Genomic DNA, 17,419 nt, shown 5'->3' with positions numbered 1-17,419 from the left:
CCCCCGGGGGATTTTTCTGTGGTGATCCGGATAGCGTACTTCTAGTGCTTGCCGGCTCCGGTCACATCCTCTCCGCCGGCCATGTGGCAATCGCTGCAGTTGGTCTTGCGGATCTCATCTCCGATGTCCACCGGGTGCACGAAATCCTTCACCTGCTTGCCGGCCGGGATGTTCTCCTGGATCTGGCCGATCATGGTGTGGCACATGTTGCAGTCCTTGGAGATGGTCTTCTTGCCGTCGGCCGTCTTGTGCTTGTCGTCGTGGCAGCGGAAGCAGCCGGGGGTGTAGAAGTGGCCGATGTGGTTCGGGTACGTGCTCCACGACACATTCATCCGCGGGAAGAAGTTCCGGGCGTAGATCCCTTTCACCTTCTCCACCGCCTGGGTGATGGCCGCCGCTTTGGCCCGGGCGATATCCGGATAGTTGGCAGCGTAGTACTCGGGCAGTTTGGCCGCGATGGCGGCATGGGCTTCTTCCTTGGTTTTGTACGGTTTCTCCAGGAGTTCCACCGCCACTTTCTTTATGAACGGCAACGACGGGTCGATGAGTCCGGAGACGATGTGCTCATCCATCTCCTGGCTCGGCGATTTGTAGATGTGGGTCGGCCGGTTGTGGCAGTCGGTGCAGTCCATGAGGCGCTTCTTCGCCTTGGCGATTTCCTCCCTGGTCAGGGGCTTGTCGGTGCTCATGTACTCCACGAACGAGCCATCCTTCTGCTTGACGGCGATATAGGGGATGTCGAGCCGCTTCCTGTCGTTGGCAATGTAATAGACCTCGGTGCCTATGTGCCAGTGGATGCCCTTGGCGTGGGGAGACTTGGGTGCCCCGCCGATGTTGATCAGCATGTTGATCTCGCGGGGGGTGTTCTCCTTGTTGGGGGCATAATGATAGAAGACCTTCTGGCGGCCGGCATAGAACTTCTCGGGCCAGTGGCAGTGCTCGCAGGTATCCCGTGCCGGGCGCAGATGCTCGATGGGGGTTGCGATGGGCGCCGGGTAGGAATTGGTCGCCACGGCCCATACCTGCCGGAGCCCGGAAATCTTGGCCTTCACGTACCATTCGGCGCCGGGGCCCACATGGCATTCCACGCATTTGACCCGGGCGTGGGGGGAGTTTTTCCAGGCAGTGTGCTCGGGCTCCATGACCGTATGGCAGAGTTCGCCGCAGAAGGTGGTAGACTCGGTGAATTCGTAACCGAGGATCGAAGCCACTGAAACTATCAGGACGAAGATGATGCTCGCCGTCACGAAGAACAGGAAAAGCTTGCGCTTGTGGGGATCGTTGAAATCCATCCGCGGGTATGGGGGGATTTCTTCGTCTTCGGTTCGCCGCTTGTTTCTGACCCGCCACGCACCCACCGGCACCAGAAGAAGTCCGAAGATGAGCATTCCGGGGAATGCGAAGTAGGTGAGGAGACCGATGTAGGGGTGATCGAAACCGGTGATAATCTCCATTGCGACAAATGCAATGATGAGGCCGGTCCCCAGAAACGCAAGAAGCAGACCGATGAGGCTGATTGGGTTCCAGAGATAACCTGCTGTTTTGCGGAGAGCCATACAATTTCCTCCCAAAAAATAACGCTGTTTTGTTGCTAGACTCATTAAAGCTAGTGGTAGGCCTTAGTCTTAAGCGAACAACTCTACAATTATATACGGCAACTTGTCAAACGCAAAAAGCTGCCCGGCAAAAAGTCATAGAGAACGAGGGGTGTTGTGGAACATGATTTGAGAATTGTTGCATAAAATAATTCTTAAAATAACGGTTTGACATCCGGGGGCTCCCTTGACAATTTGTGCGTATTTGTGCTATTTTCTGGAAACTTTGTGTTCTGCCTGTACCCACGACAGCATCCGAGTATATCCACGTCCCCAGGAGGCCGACCATGGCAAAAAAATTATTCATCCCCGGACCGGTTGAGGTCCATCCGGATATCCTTCAGGCAATGGCAACCCAGATGATTGGTCACCGGATGCCGGAGTATGCCGCTCTGCACGGCAGGGTGACGACGGGGCTGAAAAAACTCCTCTCCACGGAGGACCGGGTTTTCCTTGCCACGTCGAGCGCCTTCGGCGTCATGGAGGGGGCGGTGCGCAATCTGGTGTCAAAGCGTTGCGTCAACTTCTGCAATGGTGCCTTTTCCTCCAAGTGGCACGACGTGACGCTTCGCTGCGGCAAAGAAGCCGATGCGGTGAAGGTGGAGTGGGGGCAGCCCATTACCCCGGAACTGGTGGATGAAGCCCTTGCCACCGGCAAATACGACAGCCTTACCCTTATCCACAATGAAACCTCCACCGGCGTCATGTCGCCGCTTCCGGAAATTGCCGCCGTGCTCCGGAAGTATCCGGATGTGGTTTCCATTATCGATACCGTTTCTTCCATGAGCGCCATGCCGATTTCCCTCGGCGAGCTTGGCATCGACTGCTGCATCTTCGGTGTCCAGAAGGCCTTCGCGCTTCCTCCCGGCCTTGCTGTTTTTACGGCGAGCGAGAAGGCGCTGGCACGGGCCCGCACCGTGGAAGGACGTGGCTACTACTTCGATTTCCTGGAGTTCGAGGCGAACGATGCCAAGAACAACACCCCATCAACTCCCTGCATCTCCCAGATCTACGCCATGGACAAGCAGCTGGAGAGGATGTTTGCCGAAGGGCTCGAGCAGCGCTGGAGCCGACACCGGGAGATGGCGGAACTGGTGCGCGGCTGGGTGGCGGACCGGGGTTACGGGTTTTTTGCCGAGGAGCCCTACCGCTCCGTGACCCTTACCTGTGCCGTCAACTCCCGTGGCACCGATCTTGCTGCTCTCAAGAAAATGCTCGGCGAGCGTGGCTACGCCTTTGATGACGGCTACGGCAAAATCAAGGGGAAAACCTTCCGGATCGCTCACATGGGTGATATGCAGCGGGCCGGCCTCGATGAGTTCCTCGGCGTGATCGACTCTTGCCTTGCTGAACTTGGTTAAGAGCTTGGGCATCACCTGACTTTTGTCTCGTCCCTGTTATAATTGTGCAGTGAGGGGGTGCCGCCGGTCTTCCCGGAGACACGGCCCCGGCCCCGGAGAAAGGAGAAAAGGCGATGAAGTGTCCAAATTGCGGTAACAGGACGTCGGTTGAGATCGATATCCATTCCGAAGGTTTTTCAGCGGAGGAGTCCCCCGTCAAGGAGTGTGGGGAGTGCGGCCTTGTCTGGCGCATCAGGCTGGTGAGTGGAAAACCCGAGATTGACATAATCAAGCCGGGAAAATAAATGGCGAAATCCGGAAAGCCTTGCCGTGAAGGAAGGCTTTCCGGACCAGTTCCACAGCGCCTTGCGTCAAGCGGGTTCGAACATATCTTTGCCTGCTCCGCATATGGGGCAGACCCAGTCGTCGGGAAGATCTTCGAATTGCGTTCCCGGTTCAATCCCGTTCTCTGGGTCTCCGGCTGCCGGATCATAGTGGTACTGGCAGATAGTGCAAATCCATTCCATTGTACGGTTTCTCCTTTCGGATTCTGTTGTTAGAGGTCGTTGCTAATCCTTCCAGCTGATGCATTGCACCGGGCAGCCGTCGATGGCTTCCTGGATTTTTTTCTCCGGAGCGCCCGCGGGGTCGTAGACTTCCGATTTGCCATTCTCCGCGAATCGGAACACCTCGGGGCAGACCGACGAGCAGAGCCCGCAGCTTATGCATGCTTCCTGATCAACCCACGGTCTTCGTGCCATTTTCCCCCTCCTTTAAAACAATCTTTTTTCAATTCTAGCAACGGCCATCCTGCTGTCAAACCGCTTGGCGGCCGATGCTGTCCGTTTATTTCCCATTTAGTTTCAGCTGCCGCGGTGTTACATGATTTTTTTGCTATAGTAAAAAAGAAGATTCGATTCATGGAGGTTGAACAAGAGGGAGGGAGCTATCGTGAGACTCAATGACATAACGAGAGGGATCGGCCTTGAAGGGGAAGGAATCACCAACGCGAACCTGATTTACTGGACTCCGCCGACGGCAGTGCTTTACGAGCAGATTGTGAAGCTGGGCGAGGGGCTCGTAACCCATCTCGGTGCCGTGGCGGTGAAAACCGGCCATTACACCGGCCGCGCCGCCAACGAGAAGTTCATTGTCGAGGAGCCCACAAGCCGCGAACACATCGCCTGGGGAAAGGTCAACCGCCCCTTTGACCCTGCCAGGTTCGATGCTTTGTTCGAACGGATGAAGGCCTACCTCCACGGCAAGGATATTTTCGTGCAGGAGTGCTTTGCCGGCTGCAGCCCGGTCCACCGCCTTCCGGTCCGGGTCATCACCGAGCGGGCCTGGCACTCGCTCTTCGCCCGCAACATGTTCGTCAGGGCAACCCCGGATGAACTGGCCGGATTTGCCCCCGGCTTCACCGTGATCGATCTCCCCAGTTTCCACGCCATCCCTTCAGTGGACGGCACCAACACCGAGACTTTCATCATCGTCAACTTCGAGAAAAAACTCGTAATTATCGGCGGCACAAGCTATGCCGGAGAAATCAAAAAGTCCATCTTCACTATCCTCAACTACCTTCTGCCCCACAACAAGAACATCCTTTCCATGCACTGCTCCGCCAACATGGGGGAAAAGGAAGATGTAGCCGTCTTTTTCGGCCTCTCCGGCACCGGCAAGACCACCCTTTCGGCAGACCCCCGGCGCCGTCTCATCGGCGATGACGAGCATGGCTGGGACGACAGCGGCGTCTTCAACTTCGAGGGGGGGTGTTATGCCAAGATCATCAACCTCTCCCCCGAGGCCGAGCCGGAGATCTACCAGACCACGCGGCGCTTCGGCACCATCCTCGAGAACGTCGCCATCGACACCTTGAGCCGCCGCATCGATCTGAACGATGATTCGTTTACCGAGAACACCCGGGCCTCCTACCCGATTACCCACATTCCGAACATCGTAAAGTCGGGGATGGGGGGACATCCGGCCAATATCATCATGCTCACCTGCGATGCCTTCGGGGTCATTCCCCCCATTGCCCGGCTCACCCCCGACCAGGCCATGTACCACTTCCTTTCCGGCTATACGGCCAAGGTGGCGGGCACCGAGGCAGGTATCACCGAGCCCCAGGCAACCTTCTCCACCTGTTTCGGCGCCCCGTTCATGGCACTCCATCCGTCGGTGTACGCAAAACTGCTGGGGGAGAAAATAGCCCGCCACGGAGTCAACTGCTGGCTGGTGAATACCGGTTGGAGCGGCGGCGCCTATGGCACCGGATCGCGGATGAAGATCGCCTACTCCCGCGCATTGGTCAACGCTGCCCTTGACGGTACTCTCAATGCCGGAACCTTTGCGAAGGAGCCGTTCTTCGGGCTAGAGATTCCGGCGGCCTGTCCCGGTGTCCCCGCGGAGGTGCTCGATCCCAGGAATACCTGGGCCGACAAGGCTAAATACGACGAAACCGCGGCCATGCTTGCGGGGCGCTTCCGGAAGAACTTCGAGCAGTATCGCCCTTATGTTTCGGCAGAGGTGGCGGCGGTCATGTAGGTGTTTTTCTGCATCACCGTGCCGCCGGCGTGAAAAAAGGCTTCCTTTCCGGGAGCCTTTTTTGCGGAATGCATGCGATAAAATATATGCCGCTATTGTAAAACGATATTTTATTTGCTAGAGTATATGCCAACTGTTGGCGGCGTTATCTATCTTACGACGGGGAGTTCCCATGACACAGACGTTTGATTTTACCCGGTTGCGCAAGCTCACGGTCATTCATGGATTCGTCCAGGTCTTTCTGCTGGTGCTCCTTGCCGGCATGTCCTTTGTGCTCCTCGGCAAGGTTCCCTCCGATGTATTCATGAACAGTATCATCCGGGTGGTGGTACTGGAGCTGATTCTCTTTTATCCCGTCTACAAGTTGGCCACGGGCGATGCCCAGCGGGAGGTGGCTTCGGCCGCCACCGGACTCACTGCCGACGAGCTGCAGGCCTTGCGGCGCAAGCGGGTCTTCAGCGACATCCTGAAGGGGGCGCTGATCATTTTCTTTTTCACGTTCACCGTGAAAGCTCCCGGTGCGCCCCAGATCCAGTTCATGATCCTGGCGGTGTTCCTGCTGTCGTACCTCGCCTACTTCCAGTGTTTCAACTATGTGGCTAAGAAGCTCATGGAGGCGCAGGACTGAAGAAACGCTCCATCTCCCCGAATACCTCCATGCTGCCGCCGCCGGCAAGCCGTACCGGCGGCAGTGACCGGAGGAAGAACCTGCCGTAGTTTTTCGAAAGCACCCGGCTGTCGAGGATGAGGACCGCCCCCCGGTCCTCGCGGCTCCGGATCAGCCTCCCGAATCCCTGTTTGAACTTTATGACCGCCTGGGGGACCGTGTATTCCATGAAGGGGTCGCCCCCCCGGAGAGAGATGTGGTCGGCCCTTGCCTCCAGGATCGGCTCCGTCGGCACCCGGAAGGGGAGCCGCGTGATGACCACCAGCTCCAGGGCCTTCCCCTGCACGTCAACCCCCTCCCAGAAGGAGTCGGTGCCGAAGAGGACTGCGTTGGGCTCCTTCCGGAACCGGGCCAGGAGGTGGTGCCGGTTGATCTCTCCCTGGCGCATGGGGGAGAGCCCCCGGCGCCGGAGCGCCTCCGCCATCCGGCCATGGATCCGTGAGAGAAGGTCGTAGGAGGTGAAGAGGACGAAGGCATGGCCGTTGGAGATGGCGAGCCCCCGGTGGAGGGCCACCTCCAGGGCTTCCTCGAATCCCCGCGCCGTGGGTTCGGGAAGGTCCGCGGGGATGCCGACGAAGGCCTGGCGCTCGTAGTCGAAGGGGGAGGCGAGCAAAAGCTCCGACACCCGCCCCCGTTCCAGGAGAGAGATGCCGGTCCGCCCCTTCAGGTAGTCGAAGGTCTCCCCCACCGCCAGGGTGGCCGAGGTGACCACAACGGTCCGGAAGGCGTCGAAAACTGTCCGCTTCAGGGAGGCGGCCACCTCCAGGGGGGAGGCGCAGAGCCGCACTGCCATCCCCTTGCTCCCCTTTTTCACCTCGAACCAGCGGCAGACCTCTCCCTCCCGGCCGATGAAGAAGAGGAGATCGGCGGCCATGGCTTCAATCCGTCCCGTCACCCCCCGAAGGTCTACCAGGAGCCCCGAAAGCTTCTCCTGTACCCCGTCGGGAAGCCGTCCGCACCCCGTGAGAAATTCCTTCAGCTCCCGCACGAAACTGTTTACGTCTGCCGCCAGTTCACGGGCCTCATCGTCGGTCTCCTGCCAAAGCTTCGAAGAGAAGAGCGCCGGGGTGACCCGGAGCTTCTTTTCCCCGTTCTCCGGCCCTTTCCCCTTCAGGTGGCCCAGGAGGGCGAGGCCGATGGCGTCCATGGCCCGGACTGCGCCCGCAGCCAGTTCCTGGGTGCGGGAGATGAGCTTTTCCTCCAGCCGCTCGGCCAGCTCCCGGTAGAGGTCGTCCAGTTCCACCGGCACCTCCCGCAAGAGCTGGGCCGACAGCTGGGGAAGGAGTCCCCGCTGGGCCTTGCGCGGGTTCTGGAGCCGCCCCAGGAGCTTTAAAATCCCCTGTCGGGAGACCTGGGCGGAGAGGTGACCCGTGGCCACGTCCTCCAGGTGGTGTCCTTCGTCCACGACGAGCCGCTCGAAGGGGGGAAGGATGGCGGTGGAGCGGTAGCCGGTCTCCTGACGCAGGGCCACGTCGGCCATGAGGAGCGCGTGGTTCACCACAAGGACGTCGGCGCTGGCCGCCTGGCGCCGGGCGCCGTAGAAGAAGCAGCGGGAGTAGGAGGGACACTTGATCCGGCCGCACTGGTCCGCCTCGCAGGCCACCTCCTCCCAGGTCTCGGGCTTGGGGATGAAGGAGAGGTCGCTGCGGCATCCCTCCACGGTCTTTTCGCTCCAGGCGATGACCGCCTCCAGTTCACCGGCCGCCGGGTCATCGGCGAAGAGGGAGGGCTCGCCCTTCACGGCGGCCAGCTTTCTCAGACAGAGGTAGTTGGAGCGCCCCTTGACGAGGACCGCCCGGAACTGGACCCCAGCGTGGCGCTGGAGGAAGGGAATATCTTTTTTTATGAGCTGTTCCTGGAGGTTTATGGTGTTGGTGGAGACGACGATCCGCTCCTTGTTGCGGATGGCCCAGAGCACCGCCGGCACCAGGTAGGCGAGGGACTTCCCGGTGCCGGTACCGGCCTCGATGACCGCTACCCGGTCGTCGTTGAACGCCTCGGTGACGGCAAAGGCCATGCGGAGCTGCTCCTCCCGGTGTTCGTAGCCCTGAAGGTTCTCTGCCAGGACCCCGGCCGGCGCGAAGATCCGCTCGATCTCCGGGAAGGAGAGCCGCTCCGTCTCCCGCCGGGCAAAGGGGGCCACGGCCTGGTAGCAGTTCTCCACGGTGTTGTCCACGATGGAGAAGCCGACCCCCTGGTTCCCCAGGAGGGAGGCGATTTCGATGTCGGCCTGGGAGGGGGTGAGGTTCCCCGAGGGGTGGTTGTGGATCACCACGTCGCCGAAGCTGGTGGCGATCATGATGGCTGCCACCGCGTCCCGGTTCCCCCGGGCCAGGGGTTCGACTTCCACGACAATCCGGTTTTCGTCGGTTCGCCCCAGGAAGAAGACCTCGTTTCCCCCCGTCTCGGCGATGGCGGCCCGCATGTCGAGGATTGCCTGGTCTGAAAAGTATCGCTTCATCCGGTCGAGAATATCGGGTTTAGCTGGGGGGGGCAACGAAAAAAGGGGCGGATCGCTCCGCCCCCGTTCAGGCCCGTCTGGCCAAGGGATTTACTTCTTGTGGCACTCGCCGCACTTGGTGGGGCCGGCTTTCTTCTCTTCGTGGCAACCCTTGCAGGTTTTGTGGGCCCAGTCCTTGCCGAACCCTTCGATCTTGCCGGGTCCCTTCTCGTGGCACGCCTTACAGCTTCCAGCCACCTGCTGGTGCTTCTTGTGGTCGAAGCTGACGTTGCCGTTCTTGGCCTCGAAGCTCATGGTGTCGGCTGCCATGGCCGCCCCGGCGGCAAAGATGGTGAGGGCCGCTGCTGCAATCAGTCTTTTCATGGTACATCTCCTTTCGTCGTGTCTATGGTGTAACCGCATGGGTCCATTATACGGGGTGCGCCATCCTGAGGATATCTATATCGATCGGTATGTGACCCGATGTCGGGTCGCCATGTACGCAAATACGGCGGGTTAGCCCCCCTTGTGGCATCCCTTGCAGAGGGTTGGTCCCCTTTTCATGGTTTCGTGACAACCCTTGCACCCCTTGCCATGGGCCAGCACCTTGTCGAATCCGTCGATCTTCCCGGGTCCTTTTTCATGGCATCCCCGGCACTGGCCCAGGGCCTCCTGGTGCAACTTGTGGGGGAAGTTCACCTGGCCGATCCGGTTCGGATAGGTGATGGTCTCGATGGCACCGGCCACCCCGGCGCCGGCGATCAGTAACGCTGCCGCTGCTGCCGCACAGTCTCTCCACTGCATAGCATTCGCTCCTTGGACGTGGGTTCTGATGGGGGCGATGACCCCGGTCGGTAATTTCGTCTGCAAGTTTCCTGCCTTGCTTGGGGCGTTGCCGGTCATTCCGTAAAATGATTTCGTGTCATTTCGAAAACCTGTTACAATCCTTCCCATGGAGAATCCAGCCGGGAAAAACGAACGGGGTGCCTCCCCCATTGTCGCCATCGACGGGACGGCCATAAAGAAGATACGTGAAGCCAAGAAGTTGACGCAGCTCTATGTGGCGAGCGTGGTTGGGGTCACCACCGATACGATCTCGCGGTGGGAGAACAACCGCTACCCCACCATCAAGCGCGACAACGCCGAAAAGGTGGCGACCGCCCTGGAGGTTCCCCTCGGTGAGATTCTCAGGCAGGAGCCGGAGGCCCCCGAACCGGAGCCGGAAGCCGCTCCCATCACCCCCCCCCGCCGTCAGCGCTTGGCTCCCCTTGTCCTGGCCGTGGGGCTCGCTACCCTCCTGGCGGCGCTGGTTTTCGGAGTCGTCCTCTCGCGCCGGGGAGCGGCCGAACTGACGGCAATCAGAGAGCTTCCTCCCTTTGGCGCGGCGGGCCAGCTCGTGCCGGTTCAGGTTAAAGTGGACCGGCGGGATGGTGAGCAGGGCGGTTTTATCGTAAAGGAGCGGATTCCGGCCGGCTGGCGTTTTGCCGCTTCCAATCCCCCCGTGGCGGGTGAGGTGGGGGCGCGGGAAGTGAAATGGCTCATCCCCCCAGGCGGCAGCGGGCCGGTTGTCATTTCCTATACCCTTATGGCCCCCCGGGCGCTCCCCCTGGGGAGCCGGGCCGACCTGAGCGGCGAGATCGTCCTGAGCCACGGCAGCTCTACCCGTCGGGGGACCATCGCCGGTCCGGCAAGGCTCACCGTAAATGGCCGTCACTGGGCCGATACCAATGGCGACGGCAGGATCGACGACAATGAGATCATGCCCGCCTACTACCTGTGCGAGGAGATGAAGGGGCTCGGCCTCGACTGGAAGACCATCGAAACCATCTGGAGCAGTGCCGGATACCGCTGGAACGACACCCTTAAAGTCTTTGAGGTGGTGAAGTGACCCACCGGCGCTATGCCTCTTTCGGTAACGAACTGCGCCGCGTCTTCGGCTGCCGGGTCCAGCGAATATCGGTGGATGCCGGCTTCACCTGCCCCAACCGGGACGGCTATGTCGGCACCGGCGGCTGCATCTTCTGCGGCGGCAAGGGGTCGGGCTCCTTCGGCATCAGACCTGAACTTTCCGTAACCCGGCAACTCGAACACGGGAAGGAATTCCTCTCCCGCCGCTACGGCGCCGCCAAATTTCTCGCCTATTTCCAGGCCTACTCCAACACCTACGCACCCGTGGGGCAGTTGCGGGAACTCTACAACGAGGCCCTGGCCGTACCCGACGTGGTCGGCCTCATCGTCGGCACCCGCCCCGACTGCCTTCCTGACGATGTGCTCGATCTCCTGGCGGGCTATGCCAGCCGCACCTACTTCTGGCTGGAGCTGGGGCTCCAATCCCCCCTGGATCGGACCCTCAATCTCCTCAACCGCGGCCACGACTTCGCCGTCTTCGCCGACGCCGTGGCCCGGAGCCGCGAGCGGGGTATCCGGGTCTGCGCCCACGTCATCCTGGGGCTGCCGGGGGAGTCGCGGGAGGAGATGCTGGCAACGGCCGGTATCCTGAATGATCTCGGAGTCGAGGGGGTGAAGATCCACCAGCTCCACGTTATGAAGGGGACTGCTCTGGAGGGGATGCATCGGCGGGGTGAGGTGCGGTGTCTGGAGCGAAGCGACTACGTGGAGCTCGTTTGCGATTTCCTGGAGCGTCTCGATCCCCGCATCGTCATCCACCGCCTCGTGGGTGACGCCCCCGCCGACCACCTGGTGGCGCCGCTCTGGTCCCTGGGCAAAGGGGAAGTGCTTGCTGCGATCGATGCCGAGCTGGCGCGGCGGGGGACGGGGCAAGGGTCTGCTTTCGGGAGCCGGGAAAAGGGCTAGAACGGATACCCCAGCCCCACGAAGACAGCGGGCCCTTCGCTGCCGACGCCGATATCGACCCGGCCGACGATGTTGGGGCGGACCACGGCCCGGAAGCCGATGCCGGGGTTGAATTCGAAGCTGCTCTTCCTGGCCTGGTCCAGGGATTCCATCACGGCTCCCAGGTCGATGAAGGGGGCCACCTCCCAGTCGGTGGTCACGTCGAAGACACTCCAGCGGAAGAGCCTGATCCTCTCCTCCAGGTTGCAGAGGAGGTAACTGGAGTCGATGAAACGGTTGCGGCCGTATCCCCGCAGGGTCGTCTCGCCGCCCAGGATGCTCCGCTCCAGAAACGGCACTTTGTTGCCGAGGGTCTGGTTGTAGGCAAACCTCGCCACGGAAATGTAGCGCGCTTCGTTCAGGGGCAAGTACCCCTTGAGCTCCACCTCGTAGTGATTGTAGTCCACGTCGCTCCCCAGCAGTTCACTGCTCGTCTCAAACGTTGCCTTGGCGAAGAGTCCCCTGGTGGGCATGTCGCGGGAGTCGAGGGTGTTGAAGATGAGGGAGAGTTTCTGGGCGTGGGTGGTGAAACCGGTGATTCCCGGCACCTGGCCCTCGGTGAAGAGGTCGTGGATGGAGGGAACCTTTTCGACTGCCCCCTCCTTTATGGAGACCCTGCGAAAACGCTCGCCGAATAAAATCTGGAAATTCCTGGCGATGTCGTAGCCGACGCCGGCGGTGATCCCGTATTCCTTGTCGGCGTAGTTGGTTTCGTTTTCCTGCCTGCTGTCCGACTGAAACCCGTAGAAGCGGGCCGAGCCGTCGGAGAACTTGTAGAGGAAGGCGGTCGTCTCCAGTTTGCCGTCCAAGAGGGTCTTGTCGCGGAATTTTACCTCGTAGTCCTCGTTGACGTTGGTGGATTTGGAGAGGTTGAATTCCCAGTTGCGGCTGGGGAGCGGAAAGAAGGCGCCGTAAAGGGAGAAGGTGGTGCCGAAGTTTTCGTTGAAGTTTACCTGGGGGGCTATGAGGGTGTTGACTTCGTCCCGGTCGTTGTGGAGGAGAAAGGCGGTGAGGCCGCCGAGGATGGCGCCTTCATTGGGGCTTGTGGCGATGACCGGCAGCGGGATGGTCACTACTTTTACCGGGTCCCCGAAGCTTTCATCGGTAAGGGGGTAGGGGAGCCTTTCCCGGGGGACCATGGTGGTGCATGCGGTCAGAAGGGACATTCCCAGTATGATTATAATGAATGATATGCGGTGCATTGGGCGGTCTTTCCAGTGGGAAATCGCGAGAAACGACCCCGAAGAATAACGGTTTTTCCCCTTCCGGGCAATACAAAAGACCGCTACCCCGCCCTATTACGGTTTCCCGTCGCGCCCTTCCTCATTCTCGATCCAGTAGAGCCAGGCCAGCAGTTCCGCCACCGCCCGGTACAGTTCGGGAGGTATGTAGTGGTCGATGTCCACCTGCATGAGCTGGCTCACGAGGGCCGGGGATTCGTGGACGAAGACCCCCGCTTCCCGGGCGCAGGCGATTATCGCTTCGGCAGTCACCCCGTGCCCCTTCGCCACCACCTGCGGCGCATATTGCCCTTCCTTGTAAGAAAGGGCTACCGCCTTTTTTTCCCGCTCACTGTGTTCCATCTCTCACCACAAAGCCGCCGAGCCGCAGGCCGGCGGCGCCGAATCGCTCCTCCAGGCCCTCCTGCCTGGAGGCGAGAACCTCGGCAGTCCGGCCTTCTTCCGCTGCCAGAACCACGGCAATGCCCTCCTTGCCCGAGCGAAGGGTTGCCCTGATGGCTCCCAGGCTCGGCAGTTCAACGGAAACTTCCGTCTGCCATGCTCTCTCTCCCTTTCCGCCCTCGGCTTCCCGTTCTTCCACTTTCCATTCCATGTCCTGTCCGGGCCAGACCTGCCCCTGCCACAGGAAAACGCCGGTGGTGAGGGTGGCGAGCTGTTCCTTGATGAGGGATATGGTCTGAGGCTCGACCCCCGACGGCGCGGGAGGCGTCATGGGGCGTCCCGCGCCTGCCCGGTCGGCAGGAACCGTTTCGCTTGGTATCGCCGTTCTCATGCCCGTGTCCTGTATTGCTGTTGATGGCGATGGCGTGGCGGCACCCTTGGCGGCGGCATGGGCAGGCGCGTTGTCGGGCAGAGGGACCGGCCCGGCTGTCGCGCGGGGGTCCGGAGCAGGCGCGGAGGGGGTCTGCTCCCCCACTGCCGGGCGAAGGAGCATGGTGTCCCGCGGCTGAGTCTCCTGGGCCTTGACTGGAATCTGCGATGGGGGCGGTCCAACTGTGGTTTCCCCCGGAGGTTTGGCTTGCGGATCTGCGGCCGTAGCCGTGGCCGGCTGCGGAGATGGCGGCGGCGCTTCCCCGGCCGGGGCCGGTTGGGGAGATGCGGATGCGCCTGCCTGCTGGGGCTGGGCCGGTACCGGCTGCTCGCCGGGGCGCGAAGGGGCTGCCGGCTGGTTCTGCTGCGTCGTCGGCGTGGGGGCATGGGGGAGCGCATCTCTTGATTCGGGCGCCGGAGCCTGCCCTCCTTGGGGCGTGGCGGTCGTGGAGCCGGTGCCGTCCGGTGCTCCCCCCTGCCGGGGTGGACCGCCTGTGGGGGATTCGGTTCCTCTCTGCGGGGGGGGCGCTGCCTCTGCCTGAGCGGTGCGGGAGGAATCCGGGGGCACTGCCTGCCCGGCGGGGAGCGCTTCGGCCGTGGCGACCTGGGCTTGCGGTGCCGCGGAAGGAGCCTGGGCGGCCGTGGCGCCCTGGGGCGTCAGCAGCAGTGTGCCGTCGACCGGAAGCCTTGCCGCGAGAGGCGAGAGCTTTCCCTGGGGCTCCTGGAGGAGTCCTGTGAGGGGATGTTCCCCCTGTACCCACTGGGACAGGTGCGATTCGTAAAAAACGCCGCTGCGGGTGAGGACATTCTTCAAGCCTTCGGCAAGCATGGCCGAATTGCGCGGAGGGCCGTTTATGACGAGGGACGGGCGCGGCAGGGGCGCTGCGGCAGGGGCGTCGCCGGCCTCCTGGGCCAGATTGTTGAGCCAGCGTCCCGTGTCGCTGATCTGCACCGGTATCGGAGAGTTGCCCGATTTCGACAGGGTGAAGAGCAGGCGGGGTTCGTCGGTGACATAGGTGAGTTCCACCGCTTGCCCCGGCTGCAGGTTGAGGGGGAGCTCCATGTGGAGGAGCTCGTTGGCGATTCGCACCAGGTAGCGGCTATTGGCGAGATTTGCCATCACCTCGCCGTGAACCATCTGCCCCGGAGTGAGGTTGAGTGGGGTGAGCGACTGCCAGGTGCCCTCCACCAGGGAACCGGTGGTATCCTTGAGCAGTGCCTGGACAATCCTTGTTATGTCCTGGGTGATGATCATGTCATACGTATCGGCGGAACCGGCAGAAACTTGAAGGGTGGGATTCGGGAGCCGACGGATGCGGGTTTCCCTGGTCCCTGGTCACCGATCCCGGCTTTTTACCCCCAGGCAATGGCTCCCTGCTCGTAAACCGGTCCCAGCTCCGGGTGCCGGGGCATAACCCGCACCATGAAGCCGTGCCTGCCGCAGAACCGCCCTTCGATCTCCCCCCGGAAAAGGTGGACGCCCTCCTCGGCTGCTTCCTGCCAGGTCAGGGGGACCAGTTCGCCCCCGACGATGTTTCCCCGCGAGTCGAGGACTCCGCAGTAGAGATCCGCGGCAAGCTGACTGGGGGGGATCTCTCCGAGGACGATCTTTGCCGTAACCGGGATCGTCGTGCCGAGAGGTATCTCTGCGGTGGTCTCGGCTTCGATGCCTGCAATCCGCACCTGATGCCAGGTGCGGCGGATGTCCCCCTTCCAGCGGGCAAGGTCCACGGCCAGGGCCAGCCCGTCGGCCGAAAGTTGCTCCCAGTGGTCGAAAGATGGGCGGTACATGGTTCTGGCGTACTCCTGAACCATCCGGTCGGTGCTGAAGATGGGGCATAGGGTCTGGAGGCTCGCCTTCATGCAGGCAAGCCATCCCCTCGGGATGTCATCGGAGCCCCGGTCGTAGAAGAGGGGCACCACTTCCTTTTCCAGCAGGTCGTAGATGGCGCGCCCCTCCACCTCGTTCTGATAGTCCAGGTCGTCGTAGACCTCTCCCTTGCCGATGGCCCAGCCGTTATTCCCCAGGTACCCCTCGGGCCACCAGCCGTCGAGGATGCTCATGTTGAGGCCGCCGTTGAAGGCGACTTTCATGCCGCTGGTGCCGCTGGCCTCCAGGGGGCGCCGGGGGGTGTTGAGCCAGACGTCGACCCCTTGCACCAGGTGCCGCGCCACGGCCATGTCGTAATCCTCAATGAAGACGATGCGCCCCCGGAACCGTTTGTCGAGGGAGTGCTGGAAGATCTCCCGGATCAGCTCCTTCCCCTCGGTGTCGTGGGGGTGGGCCTTGCCGGCAAAGATGATCTGCACCGGCCGGTCGGTGCTGGCGAGGATTTTCTCCAGCCGTGCCAGGTCGCGGAAGAGGAGGGTTCCCCGCTTGTAGGTGGCGAAGCGGCGGGCAAACCCGATGGTGAGGGCCTCGGGGTCGAGGACTTCATCCGCCTGGGCGATCTCCTTGGCGGTTGCGCCCACTTGCCGCAGGTGTTCCTTGAGACGGCGGCGGGCAAAGAGGACGAGCCGCTCGCGGCACCGCTCGTGGGTCCGCCAGAGCTCCGATTCGGGGATGTTGGCGACTCGCTTCCAGAGCAGGGGGTCGGTGGCGTCCTCGCGCCAGCGGTTGCCCAGGTAGCGGGTGAGAAGCCCCGCCATTTCGTTAGACAGCCAGGTCTTTGTATGGACCCCGTTGGTGACCGACGTGATGGGGATATGCTCGTGGGGAAGCTCGGGCCAGAGATTTTTCCACATGCGCCGCGATACCTCGCCGTGGAGCTGGGAGACGCCGTTGGCGTGATCGGCCAGCTTGAGGGCCAGTACTGCCATGCAGAACGCTTCGTGGGGGTTCTTCGGGTTGATTCGTCCCAGCGCAAGGAATTCGTCCCTGGAGAGCCCGACGGAGCGGTAGTAGCGCTCCAGGTACTTTTCCACCAGATCGGGGGGGAAGTGGTCGATGCCCGCGTCCACAGGCGTATGGGTGGTGAAGACATTGCCGGCCCGCACCCCTTCCATCGCCTCGGCAAACCGTATGCCGTGCTCTTTCATGAGGAGGCGGGTCCGCTCAAGGGCCAGGAACGCCGCGTGCCCCTCGTTCATGTGGCAGACGTTGGGATCGATGCCGAGCAGGTGCAGGGCGCGGATGCCGCCGACCCCCAGGAGTATTTCCTGCCGGATCCTCATCTCCAGGTCTCCGCCGTAGAGCTGGGCCGTGATTTCCCGGTCCTCCGGGGTGTTCTCCTCCAGGTTGGTGTCCAGCAGGAAGAGGGGGATCCGTCCCACCTGGACCCGCCAGATGTGGGCCGTCACCTTGCGCCCCGCCATGTCCAGCTCCACCGCCAGGGGGGTGCCGCCGGCGTCGCGCTCCAGCCTGAGGGGAAGGTTGTAGAAGTCGTTCTCCGGGTAGAGCTCCTGCTGCCATCCCTCGATGTTAAGGTACTGGCGGAAGTACCCCTGCCGGTAGAGGAGGCCGACCCCCACCAGCGGAATCCCCAGGTCGCTGGCCGATTTCAGGTGATCGCCGGCCAGAATCCCGAGACCGCCCGAATAGGTGGGGAGAGACTCGTGGATGCCGAACTCCATGGAAAAGTAGGCGACGGTCATGGGCTTGCCGCCGTTGCCGGTCCGGTCGAACCAGGTCCGTGCCGAAAGGTATTCCCGGAACTTTTCTTCCACCTGCTTCATCTGGGACATGAACCCTTCATCGGCGGTGAGTTTGTCGAGGGTGGTCTGCTGGAGGATGCCGAGCATCTCCACCGGGTTGTGCCGTGTCTGCTGCCAGAGGTCGATGTCGAGGCGCTTGAAAAGTTCCACCGCCTCGGGCTCCCAGGTCCACCAGAGGTTGTAGGCGATGGTCTGGAGCGTGGCCATCTCGCCGGTAAGGGACGGCACAACGGTGAAGCGGTGCATTTTTTTTGTGAAATCCATGGAAATCTCCT

16 protein-coding genes are annotated in these 17,419 nt (G+C 61.7%); 6 read left to right on the top strand and 10 right to left on the bottom strand.

Going from position 1 to position 17,419, the window contains the following annotated elements; all coding sequences use genetic code 11:
- Positions 1-41: 41 nt before the first annotated feature.
- A complete protein-coding gene (locus JZM60_RS03770) occupies positions 42-1,556 on the bottom strand; it encodes a cytochrome c3 family protein (protein WP_207164189.1) in 1,515 nt (504 codons plus the stop codon).
- Between the two features lie 326 nt (positions 1,557-1,882).
- On the opposite strand from JZM60_RS03770, the gene JZM60_RS03765 reads away from it, so the two are divergent.
- Positions 1,883-2,956, top strand: a complete 1,074-nt coding sequence (locus JZM60_RS03765) for a pyridoxal-phosphate-dependent aminotransferase family protein (RefSeq protein ID WP_207164188.1) — start codon at positions 1,883-1,885, stop codon at positions 2,954-2,956.
- A gap of 113 nt (positions 2,957-3,069) precedes the next feature.
- A complete protein-coding gene (locus tag JZM60_RS03760) occupies positions 3,070-3,240 on the top strand; it encodes a hypothetical protein (protein WP_207164187.1) in 171 nt (56 codons plus the stop codon).
- Between the two features lie 66 nt (positions 3,241-3,306).
- On the opposite strand, the gene rd is transcribed toward JZM60_RS03760, so the two are convergent.
- Together rd and JZM60_RS03750 are read right to left on the bottom strand one after the other, a co-directional pair.
- Positions 3,307-3,462: a rubredoxin gene (gene rd, locus JZM60_RS03755; RefSeq protein ID WP_207164186.1), complete on the bottom strand. Its 156-nt coding sequence runs from the start codon at positions 3,460-3,462 to the stop codon at positions 3,307-3,309.
- 42 nt (positions 3,463-3,504) lie between these two features.
- Entirely contained in the window at positions 3,505-3,696 is a 192-nt protein-coding gene (locus JZM60_RS03750; RefSeq protein WP_207164185.1) for a ferredoxin, read from the bottom strand.
- A 190-nt stretch (positions 3,697-3,886) separates the two neighbouring features.
- Between JZM60_RS03750 and pckA the strand changes: the two genes are divergently transcribed.
- Both pckA and JZM60_RS03740 read left to right on the top strand, forming a co-directional pair.
- Positions 3,887-5,479, top strand: a complete 1,593-nt coding sequence (gene pckA, locus JZM60_RS03745; protein WP_207164184.1) for a phosphoenolpyruvate carboxykinase (ATP) — start codon at positions 3,887-3,889, stop codon at positions 5,477-5,479.
- Positions 5,480-5,651: 172 nt separating this feature from the next.
- Positions 5,652-6,107 carry a hypothetical protein gene (locus JZM60_RS03740; RefSeq protein ID WP_207164183.1) on the top strand — a complete coding sequence of 152 codons (456 nt, stop codon included), beginning with the start codon at positions 5,652-5,654 and terminating at the stop codon, positions 6,105-6,107.
- Here the strand turns inward: JZM60_RS03740 and JZM60_RS03735 are convergent.
- The 3 genes from JZM60_RS03735 to JZM60_RS03725 all read right to left on the bottom strand — a co-directional run bounded on the left by JZM60_RS03735 (position 6,088) and on the right by JZM60_RS03725 (position 9,390).
- Positions 6,088-8,607, bottom strand: coding sequence for a helicase C-terminal domain-containing protein (locus JZM60_RS03735; protein WP_207164182.1), 2,520 nt, complete (start codon positions 8,605-8,607; stop codon positions 6,088-6,090). The two genes, JZM60_RS03740 and JZM60_RS03735, sit on opposite strands and share 20 nt — an antisense overlap.
- Before the next feature lie 90 nt (positions 8,608-8,697).
- The gene (locus JZM60_RS03730; RefSeq protein WP_207164181.1) at positions 8,698-8,970 is read right to left on the bottom strand and encodes a cytochrome c7; all 273 of its coding nucleotides are present in this window, start codon (positions 8,968-8,970) and stop codon (positions 8,698-8,700) included.
- Positions 8,971-9,102: 132 nt separating this feature from the next.
- Entirely contained in the window at positions 9,103-9,390 is a 288-nt protein-coding gene (locus JZM60_RS03725; protein WP_207164180.1) for a cytochrome c3 family protein, read from the bottom strand.
- A 148-nt stretch (positions 9,391-9,538) separates the two neighbouring features.
- On the opposite strand from JZM60_RS03725, the gene JZM60_RS03720 reads away from it, so the two are divergent.
- The gene (locus JZM60_RS03720; protein ID WP_207164179.1) at positions 9,539-10,474 is read left to right on the top strand and encodes a helix-turn-helix transcriptional regulator; all 936 of its coding nucleotides are present in this window, start codon (positions 9,539-9,541) and stop codon (positions 10,472-10,474) included.
- Entirely contained in the window at positions 10,471-11,400 is a 930-nt protein-coding gene (mnmL, locus tag JZM60_RS03715) for a tRNA modification radical SAM protein MnmL/YtqA (protein WP_207164178.1), read from the top strand. Before JZM60_RS03720 ends, mnmL begins: the two co-directional genes overlap by 4 nt.
- Here the strand turns inward: mnmL and JZM60_RS03710 are convergent.
- From JZM60_RS03710 to JZM60_RS03695, 4 genes are all read right to left on the bottom strand, one after another.
- A complete protein-coding gene (locus JZM60_RS03710) occupies positions 11,397-12,605 on the bottom strand; it encodes a BamA/TamA family outer membrane protein (protein ID WP_420907828.1) in 1,209 nt (402 codons plus the stop codon). The two genes, mnmL and JZM60_RS03710, sit on opposite strands and share 4 nt — an antisense overlap.
- 132 nt (positions 12,606-12,737) lie before the next feature.
- Positions 12,738-13,022, bottom strand: a complete 285-nt coding sequence (locus tag JZM60_RS03705) for an EscU/YscU/HrcU family type III secretion system export apparatus switch protein (RefSeq protein ID WP_207164176.1) — start codon at positions 13,020-13,022, stop codon at positions 12,738-12,740.
- Positions 13,009-14,745, bottom strand: coding sequence for a flagellar hook-length control protein FliK (gene fliK / locus JZM60_RS03700; protein ID WP_207164175.1), 1,737 nt, complete (start codon positions 14,743-14,745; stop codon positions 13,009-13,011). Before fliK ends, JZM60_RS03705 begins: the two co-directional genes overlap by 14 nt.
- Positions 14,746-14,843: 98 nt before the next feature.
- Complete coding sequence (locus tag JZM60_RS03695; protein ID WP_207164174.1) at positions 14,844-17,408, bottom strand: glycosyltransferase family 1 protein; 2,565 nt, start codon at positions 17,406-17,408, stop codon at positions 14,844-14,846.
- Between the last annotated feature and the right edge of the window lie 11 nt (positions 17,409-17,419).

The organism is Geobacter benzoatilyticus, assembly GCF_017338855.1.
Classification (GTDB): Bacteria; Desulfobacterota; Desulfuromonadia; order Geobacterales; family Geobacteraceae; genus Geobacter; species Geobacter benzoatilyticus.
The sequence above is the reverse complement of the archived record's forward strand: the minus strand, read 5'-3'. Positions and strand labels throughout refer to the sequence as shown.